This window comes from candidate division KSB1 bacterium (assembly GCA_022562085.1).
GTDB lineage: Bacteria > Zhuqueibacterota > Zhuqueibacteria > Oceanimicrobiales > Oceanimicrobiaceae > Oceanimicrobium.
Window position 1 is genome coordinate 1 of record JADFPY010000194.1, and the last position, 8364, is coordinate 8364.

The following is an 8364-nucleotide window of genomic DNA, read 5'->3' on the forward strand; positions in this document are numbered from 1 at the left end:
CCGTTGTCGAGCCACCACTGTAGAATCCGCCAACTACACCTTTGTCGACAATCCATAACCGCACGCCCCCCATGGTTCCACCGAAGCTATCAAAGCTGAACATATTGTTGGTAATATAGACCGCTTCCTCATCCACTTCAAAGCCAGGGTAGTCTGCCCAATGCGGGACAATGCCGGTTGCAGGCCCTAAATCGATATCTATTTTCGAATCAATGGCATGGAAATACCAATCTGCTGAGGTGAGGGTTGCTGGGGCGGCGGTTTTCGAAACGGCCAGCAGGATGCGGGATTCGTCCACGGCACCCAATGAATCCGTCGCGTCTGTTTGTTCGAGATCCACTACCACAAAGCGGTCCTCGAACTGGTCGTAAATCACCTTGGGATCGAAGGTGAATGTTTCTAAAGTTGTGGGCAACCCTCCCAACGGCGAAAAGAAATCCTTAAGGCCCTGAAAGGGCACAAGTGGCATTCCAGTCTTATCGCGCATCTCGATCATTGTATTCACGACTGCAACCAGACGATCCGTGCCAGCCGCGGCCATGGGATCCGACGGAATAAAAACAAACCCGCCATTTACAGTGGGGTTGTCGGCGAAACCAAAGCCCTCAAAGGCAATACCAATTGTCGCCGGCAAACTAGGCAGCATTATTGCCTGGTCGGAACGTGGAGCACCGACAACAGCCGAGTTGAATTGACGCGACGTCTTGTATGATCCGCCTGAACGTGCCGGACCTTTTTCATCAATTGTGTAGCCCTTATGAGCAGTCTTCTTAGATTGCCCATAAAGGTTTGGTGTAATCTCTAAGAAGAGATGCACCACTGGAACAGCAATGCTGATGGTAAGAATTTGGCAAAGCCACCGAATTAGCTGGCTCGAATCGTTTATTTTCCTTCTCCCTGCTTTCATATCCTTCTAATGAATAGCTATAATTTGTGATTTGGCTGACAAGAACAAAAGCCAGAGATTCCTTCACACGGTGGTGTTCCTCACCACCTCCATCAGGTTAAACCCTTACGCAGCAAACATCACTCAAATACTTCCTGACTTTAAGATTACGATATAACACGTCAGGCTGACCGGTTTCCGGCCAGCTCAGCATTACAAACTACCACAGAATTTAGAGGCCGGAAATCCGGTCCTGCCTTTGGTTATACCGCGTCCTCATTCTTGAACGGGTTTCCGCCTTTGAGTAGGCTTTGACGGACTTGGCAATATTGCTCGTATTCAGATCATAGTTGATTTCAGGCGAGGCCCAATCAAGCACAGTATCGGCAACTCTTGCACCTTCGTCGGTGTCACCGCCCCATTCGAAGTGGTCAGATGCAACAAGGCAGAACCCAATTGCTTGAAGACTCTCTGCGGATAGCTTTTCAGATAGAACGTCATCGCACAGCTTTACTAAGTGGTCAGGAATCACCAAGAAATTTTCCGACATGTTTTCGATAGGATGCCGAACGACGGATTCTTTACGAACCATCGATCCACCCGGGTCGGAAGAAAGTTTGGCAGCATCGCACTTCCCAAGAAAGTAATCTCTAAGTATTGCCTCTTCATCAATCGGTTTCTCTAAGAGGTATAACGGCCAGGACGATTTGGACCGCGGAGCGGGCTCAAATCCGCCGTTTGGTTATGTCGCTCAACCACAGAGTCTAATATCAATTTGGTATTAGCGAAACGACCGTAGCTTTAGAAGCTCTAACTAAATCTGAAGGAGAAATAATAATTTCGTGCCCCCACTTACCAGTACCGACCCCTAACTCTTTTTCGTCCAAAAGGCTTGCTTCGAGAAAAGTGCGAAATTGCGGCGGTTGCCAATGAAAGGGAGGAATCGAACCGATTTCGTATCCTGTAACCCCTTTAACCGTTTCCGCTGAAGCCATCTTAATATTTCGAGATCCAATTGCTTTCTTAAGCTTTCCCGATTTTGCGGATTGGTCACCACCAAGCATAATTAAGACTCGTTCACCCCGGTCTGACTCAAAAATCAACGTCTTGACCATCTGTCGCTCACGAAAGCCTAGCGCTTGAGCTACGGGCGCCGCACCTTTGGCGGTTGATTCCGGAAATTCAAGTGTTCGGTAGGGGATTTCTTTATTATCAAGATATTCATGCGAGGGTAATATCATTATTGGATTCTCCCAGAATCTATAACAACGGCATTTGCCGCAAAGCGACATAACGTGACGCTCACTGGGCGCTGCCAGACGACCTCTTACAATGCTATCTAGCAGAATATCCCAATGAACAAAGTAGCCCTGTAAAGGATTTGTAGGCTGGCAGTGTCCAGTGCAGCCGATCGTTATGTTTGTTACCCCTGAAATGAGCTCATGAAACTCAGACTTACTCTAAACCTTCGGCCCTCTTCTATTAGATTTTCTCGTCGACTGAACGATACTTATGCCTAAGAATCCTCAGTTTCTTTACTATCCTGAGGAGTAATATCCAATACCTTCATCACTTCCTCCCCCAATTTTCGATTGTCTTGTCCCTCCTTCTATGTACGTAGAACAAGACGGTGAACAGTATTAGGCTAACTAACAGTCCAAATGCACCATCGACATTACCATCATACCAAATACGTGAGAAGCCTACTCCTAAACCGAGCATAGCAACAGCGGAAAGTCGCCAGAACAACAGGAACCCGTACTTGACTTCCAGTTCCTTCACGATCAGGCCATTAGAATTCTTATTGAGTATCTCCATATATTCAGTCCGCTGTATTGTACCCTCCCGAGGTATGAATAGCCACTGTAAGAAGCGATTTACTAGAAGTCCTAGCGGGTAAGAAATGGCCAAAATAACCGCAATAACGTAGGGTAATAGGTGTTTGTGAGAGTCATTGCTGATCCACTCCGCAATCTGTCTCAGTCTATAAGCACCGATGAACAAGATAGTCAAGCCAAGGAGGCCCACGAATGTTGGCAAAGCAATAAAAGGAAAAAGTCGGATGCCAGAAGTTTGCATCTTATTCGCCTTGTCTGATTAAACAAATCGTCCGCACTTTCATTGGCTTCTGCCAAGTGTATGAAGTGAACAATTTGTTAATTGCCTGATATTTATACACAATATTACAACATAACTTATAATTGAATAGAACATTCTTTGGATTTTATGTGCCTACATGCAGGAACAAATTCCATATAGGAACAAAATTCAAATATTCCTATATATAGGCAACTGAGTTTCCTACATATAGGCATTTTTGTTCTGATGCTTTATTCCTACATGTAGCCATTTGTTTTCCGGATTGACCCTAACGTTCTTCAAAACCTTAAGAAGTTAAATTCTTATTCGAAGTTTGCGTTCATTTTTTTTGAACCCAACATCTTTATTCTCTAAAGCTACTTCCAGTAAAAGTTTTGATTTGCGCTGGGTTCGGGAGCACTAACCCAACCTCATGGCTAATTGGACAATATCCTCACCTCGACATTTGCGAGAATCACTTCAGACACTTTGGTAAGCTGCCCACGCTCAAAACGTTGGTCGTAATCTACGGTCGAGGTGTCGGATTCAGGACCTTTGTAGTTGTGATAATCCGCGAACAGAATTCCGTTGATTCGTCGTTGGTTAAATGCTGCCCGGAAACGGGTACCGCCTCCGTCACGATGATAGCGATATGCCAGATAATCCATGGTGTGTTTATCCTGGTGAAACCAGTAGGTGAAGACATCCGAATAGTCTTTGCCGCCGCCTTCCTTGCGAAAGCTCACTTCGATCTTGTGGTAAGGCTCTCCTTTGACCGTGCCTTTACCAATATAGCGTTTTTGCACCGCGAGGTCATTTAGAAAATGAGGCAGAAGGGCAAAGTAGACCACAGAGTTCACTGTTTCCGAGAAGCGGCTTTGCTCGTGCTCTGAAAGCCCCACGGATTCTCCATTAATTTCCCGATAGAATCCCTCGTTGCTTAAGTTATCAGAAATGGTACCGGCAGTATCTTCAAAAGTATGCTTGTACGTAAACAAACCGCCGTTGCGCTCGACCGAAAAATAGCGGCCACGAAACTCGAACTCGATAATTGAAGATTCATATCGATGACCTCCATGAGCGATGATGGCAGCGTCAGTGATTGACTTAGCATCCGGTTGATTTGAGCAACTAAAAAACATTGCACCGGTGACAATGGATAGGATGCAGTACCTAAAGTGACCCTTATTTAACATCACTTCTCCTTTCTCACGAATTTGTTTCACGGGACTTTTGCCGACCGACTTCCAATGGAATGCCGGTAGAAAGATGCTCAGAATGGTGCCAAAAAAAGTGAGCTCAAAATGTTCACAGCTTCAAAGGGTTAAGTTGCAGGCCATTTCACACTTATTCAGGTTGCAAGTTAGAAACGTCTTCCCCTGAAGACATGGACTCTTTTCTTGTCGACTTAGTTCGTACCTTCAATTTTGGCTAAGGCGTTTTGGATCCGTTCTTTCTGGTCGTCGGGAGCCTTACTGAGAGCTTTCTTGTAATTTTTCATCGCTGCCTTGCGGTCCCCTTTTTTCTCGTATGCTTCGGCAAGACTGTCATAAACTCTCCACTCTTTCGGATGGCGTTTCACGTTCAGCTTGAACATCGCGATGGCCTTATCCGTTTTGTCTTCACCGAGGAGCTGACGGCTATACCGGTTGAGCTGAGCCTGGTTGGCCATCTCTACAGCCTGGTTCATAGTGTCTTCCGATTCCTTGGGCTTGTCAGCTTTTGCCAGCAGCTGAGATTTTACTTGTAAATTGTTGAAGTTCTTTTCCCGCTTAACCGATTCATCGATCCAGCCCATCGCCTCTTCATCGATGATATCGTTTCGCAAGCAATATCTGGCTGCATCATGCCAGCCACGCCAGCTAAAAGCCGGCAGGGTTCTCAGTTCATTGCGAATACTTCCGAGAACAATTTCGTGGAGGTCGACCTCAATCTTAAAGGGCACTTTGAGCTCTTCCCATCGCAGGTATGCCACCGCAGAATTATCCGTCAGGTCTTCAAAACCGTAGTTCAGCCACTCGGTGTGCTCAACTTTTTGTGGAGTGACAGTGATGCGGACAGCATCTTCTTCTGGTTTGTAGAAAAAGCTCCCCCAGGAAGTGTGATTCTTACTGAAGGAGATTGTCCATTCTCCTTCGGTCGGGTTCATATGCACGCCGTAAGTGCCTGCGGGAACCTGCTGATTTTCGATAGTCACATCATGGGTAAAAGTAATGGTGGTGTTGTCATTCGCGCCGGCCCGCCACGGAATCCGGCCGTTGTAAGGAACCAGTTTCCCCCAGATTACCCGATCTTTAACTCCGGGCCGATGGTAGTCGATGGTGATATCGGTTATGCCAATCCTCTGAGTGACAGAGGCTGCGGGGCTTACTCTGGGCAGGTTTCTTAACTGAGCCTGGCCAGATGTGGCGTGAAAAGACACCATAGCGAAACTGGCCAGAAAAAATAGTGCAGTTGAACATTTCATGATACTTCTCATGATTACCCTCCTGGAGTTTGTTTGGGTTTAATTAAAAAAAGGATTATCCTTATTACGACAATTTACGAGATTTGTTATCTCTTCAAAAGTTCCACAAATCACCTAAAACCAGTCTGCGGGTTGGGTTCAGGAGGACGAACCTGCATGACTATTTTTTATACGCTAATTTGTAATTTTTTTATTGAGAAAATAGATTTTTTTTAATATTCAAAAGTTTCGTAATGCGCAACATTATCTTCGAACTTCAGGAGGTACTTTTCATCTTCCGGATAATATCTTGCTTTTTCAAAATCTGCTCCGGCAAACTTTTTTATACTTTCATAAGAATCCCATTCTGTAATTGTCAAGCTTGCTCCCGTTTCAAAGCCACGGTGCGGTTTGGTCCGAGATTGGAAAATGGCATCGCCATTTGCGTATCCTTGTTTTTTTCGGGCAGGAGATTATCTTATTTGCAAAATGTAAAATTACTAACAATTAGTCAAGAAAAATATTCTCGGCCAGAAAAACGGGAAAGCATGCTTTTACCTGACAAAAAGAATTTGTAAGCCGGCAAAATGAAAATACCAGGGTAACAAACGGCAATCCAAGGGGACAACATGGCTTTTTCCTGTTAGATTAGGATTTTGTCGGGGTGCAGTTTTTGGTAGCGACTGTCTGAAATGTCAAGCAAAAAGAAAGCTTGTTTTTTTAATGAAACTTAATCCTGTGCGGCTGTAGTTCTCCGGGCGACAGGACGATATTATTTCAAGTTCTTTTTTGTAAGTCAGTCCTACAAAATTACCTCAAAGACATAATTTAACAAGGAGAAAGAATATGACACATTTTTACAGGCTTATGGGAACTCTGCTCATCGTTGGCAGCATCTGGCTTCTGCCTTTGGATCCTGCTTTTGCACAGTTCACGCTGGTATCCTCAACGCCCGCGGATGGTGCCGTCAACGTGGCAAGTCCTGCTACGTTTCAGTTCACCTTCAGTTCCGCTTTGGATACCACAGCACGATTTGAAGAACCGGATGATTTTTTTCTGGCCATCGAAATTTTCCCGGAAGATTCGGCGGAAACTGACCCCGATATTAGCCTGAGTTCAGATATGAGAACCGTGACGGTATCGGGTGTCGAATTACCAGCAGATACACGATTTACAGTACTGCTCACCGGCGCGAGGAGTCAGGGCGGTGAAGCACTCGATAGACCCTATGTGATGAACTTTACCACTGGCAGTTCCTTGCCATCCGGCACTGTGTCCGGAACTGTATCCTTCCAGGGCAATCCGGCCAACGGGGCTCTGGTGGCTCTTTTTGAGGAGTTGTTCGAGGATGACCTAATGCATGTGGGTGTGGTAACATCCTCATCCTTCACCATAAATTATGTACCTGACGGCACCTATTATCCAATCTCGGTCATGGATACCAATGGCAATGGCGAGGTCGACCCTTCAGATGGAGATGCCATGGGATTCTATGACCAAAATGCTGATGGGGTACCGGATTCGGTTGTCGTTTCTGGCGGCAATGCGCTTTCCGGAATTAGTATTGACCTGGTAGAACCCGTGCTGCAAACCGCCAGAAGTCGATTCACTGATGTTGAAAGTGAGGCACAGTCCTGGGCTGCCGATGCTGAATTGGTCGGGATCCGCTCTGAAGAAATAAGCACAGGCGGCCAGTCTTACGGCTGGTCCTATGTTTACTTTTCCCCCTCTCTGAACGAATATAATGAATTCTTTATTTTTGCGGATTTGGTGATCTCGGAAGGTTTTGATGATGACCATGAGCCTGACGTCACACCGCTTCCCGAGACCTGGGTAGACAGCGATGCTGCTATGCTCGTTGCTGACACCAACGGAGGCAGCGATTTCAGGGCCGCCTATGGTGATGCGGAGGTTGATGCCTCTCTGGAATATTTTCATTTGTATTATGAGGATGACTCATCCTCCGGGACCGCGCAACTTAATAAGTCTTTTCTAGCAAAGAGGTCCGCCAATCGTAGAAAATTGGATTTTTCAAGTAAAACAATCGGCGATCTGGCCGTCTGGAATTTTTACTACTGGTCGGATGATGCAGAAAAATGGCATCACATTGAAATTAATGCAGAAACCGGTGCACTGCTGGCCTCAGAAGCGAGCACCAACCTGGATGCAGCCAAGCAGTCTGCGCAAAGCTGGGCGTCCGATGCGGTTCTAGTAAAAATAGGCAGTGAAAGAGAGGTGACTCCGAACGGCTTGAGTACTGCATGGGGATTCATCTATCATTCCGTCGCACTGGATTCTGTCTTGAAATTTATCGTGGTCTCAGGAGCTGTCCTGGACACGGGGGCCGTCGATTATGGTGTCCCCTCATTAGATGCGTTACCGGAAAATTTTTGCAGCAGTACAGATGCGGTGGCTATTGCCCAGCAAGCGAGTGAGAATTTCAGGGCACAATACCCGGATGCTTATATCAATGCCGAGTTGTCCAGAGGCATATCGGAAGATCCGGAAAAGGCAGTCTGGCGCATTGGTTACTATACCAATGAGCAAAACTTTGAAATTTTCATAGAGTCAACAACGTGCGCCCTTCTTACCGGTATAGAAAATAAGCCTGGGATCGTCGAAAAATTTACATTGCAGCAAAATTATCCCAACCCGTTCAATCCGACAACAGAGATTACCTATCATTTGCCCGCAACAACTCAAGTGGAGCTGACGATCTTCAATTTGTTGGGCCAGAAGATCAGAACCATAGTTAATGAAATTCAAGCGGCAGGTTCGTATCGCCTGAGCTGGAATGCCACGGATGAAAATGGGAAGCAGGTACCGAGTGGTGTCTACATTTACCTTTTGAAAAGCGGCGAATTCAAACAAAGCAGGAAAATGTTGCTCGTGAGGTAATGAGCACGATTTTAGAATCCCTCCCCCGTGGCCTCGGGGAGGGAGTTATTATAAG

7 protein-coding genes are annotated in these 8364 nt (G+C 46.1%); 1 reads left to right on the forward strand and 6 read right to left on the reverse strand.

The genetic code is table 11. The features are described 5' to 3' along the window. The 6 genes from IH879_14890 to IH879_14915 form a co-directional block, all read right to left on the reverse strand. On the reverse strand, positions 1 to 907 hold a 907-nt coding region (locus IH879_14890; protein ID MCH7676219.1), incomplete at its 3' end, for a hypothetical protein. Between the two features lie 211 nt (positions 908 to 1118). Next, positions 1119 to 1478: a hypothetical protein gene (locus IH879_14895; protein MCH7676220.1), complete on the reverse strand. Its 360-nt coding sequence runs from the start codon at positions 1476 to 1478 to the stop codon at positions 1119 to 1121. A gap of 178 nt (positions 1479 to 1656) precedes the next feature. Then, positions 1657 to 2130, reverse strand: a complete 474-nt coding sequence (locus IH879_14900) for a YbaK/EbsC family protein (protein ID MCH7676221.1) — start codon at positions 2128 to 2130, stop codon at positions 1657 to 1659. 1272 nt (positions 2131 to 3402) lie between these two features. After that, a complete protein-coding gene (locus IH879_14905; protein ID MCH7676222.1) occupies positions 3403 to 4107 on the reverse strand; it encodes a hypothetical protein in 705 nt (234 codons plus the stop codon). A gap of 266 nt (positions 4108 to 4373) precedes the next feature. Then, the gene (locus tag IH879_14910; GenBank protein ID MCH7676223.1) at positions 4374 to 5444 is read right to left on the reverse strand and encodes a DUF2911 domain-containing protein; all 1071 of its coding nucleotides are present in this window, start codon (positions 5442 to 5444) and stop codon (positions 4374 to 4376) included. Positions 5445 to 5644: 200 nt separating this feature from the next. Beyond that, the gene (locus tag IH879_14915) at positions 5645 to 5791 is read right to left on the reverse strand and encodes a hypothetical protein (GenBank protein ID MCH7676224.1); all 147 of its coding nucleotides are present in this window, start codon (positions 5789 to 5791) and stop codon (positions 5645 to 5647) included. A gap of 466 nt (positions 5792 to 6257) precedes the next feature. On the opposite strand from IH879_14915, the gene IH879_14920 reads away from it, so the two are divergent. Continuing rightward, entirely contained in the window at positions 6258 to 8309 is a 2052-nt protein-coding gene (locus IH879_14920; GenBank protein ID MCH7676225.1) for a T9SS type A sorting domain-containing protein, read from the forward strand. Positions 8310 to 8364: the final 55 nt, after the last annotated feature.

Coding starts and splice junctions, on each gene's coding strand:
- IH879_14895 (MCH7676220.1), bottom strand. CDS start 1,478: ATGGTTCGTAAAGAATCCGTCGTTCGGCATCCTATCGAAAACATGTCG.
- IH879_14905 (MCH7676222.1), bottom strand. CDS start 4,107: ATGTTTTTTAGTTGCTCAAATCAACCGGATGCTAAGTCAATCACTGAC.
- IH879_14910 (MCH7676223.1), bottom strand. CDS start 5,444: ATGAGAAGTATCATGAAATGTTCAACTGCACTATTTTTTCTGGCCAGT.
- IH879_14920 (MCH7676225.1), top strand. CDS start 6,258: ATGACACATTTTTACAGGCTTATGGGAACTCTGCTCATCGTTGGCAGC.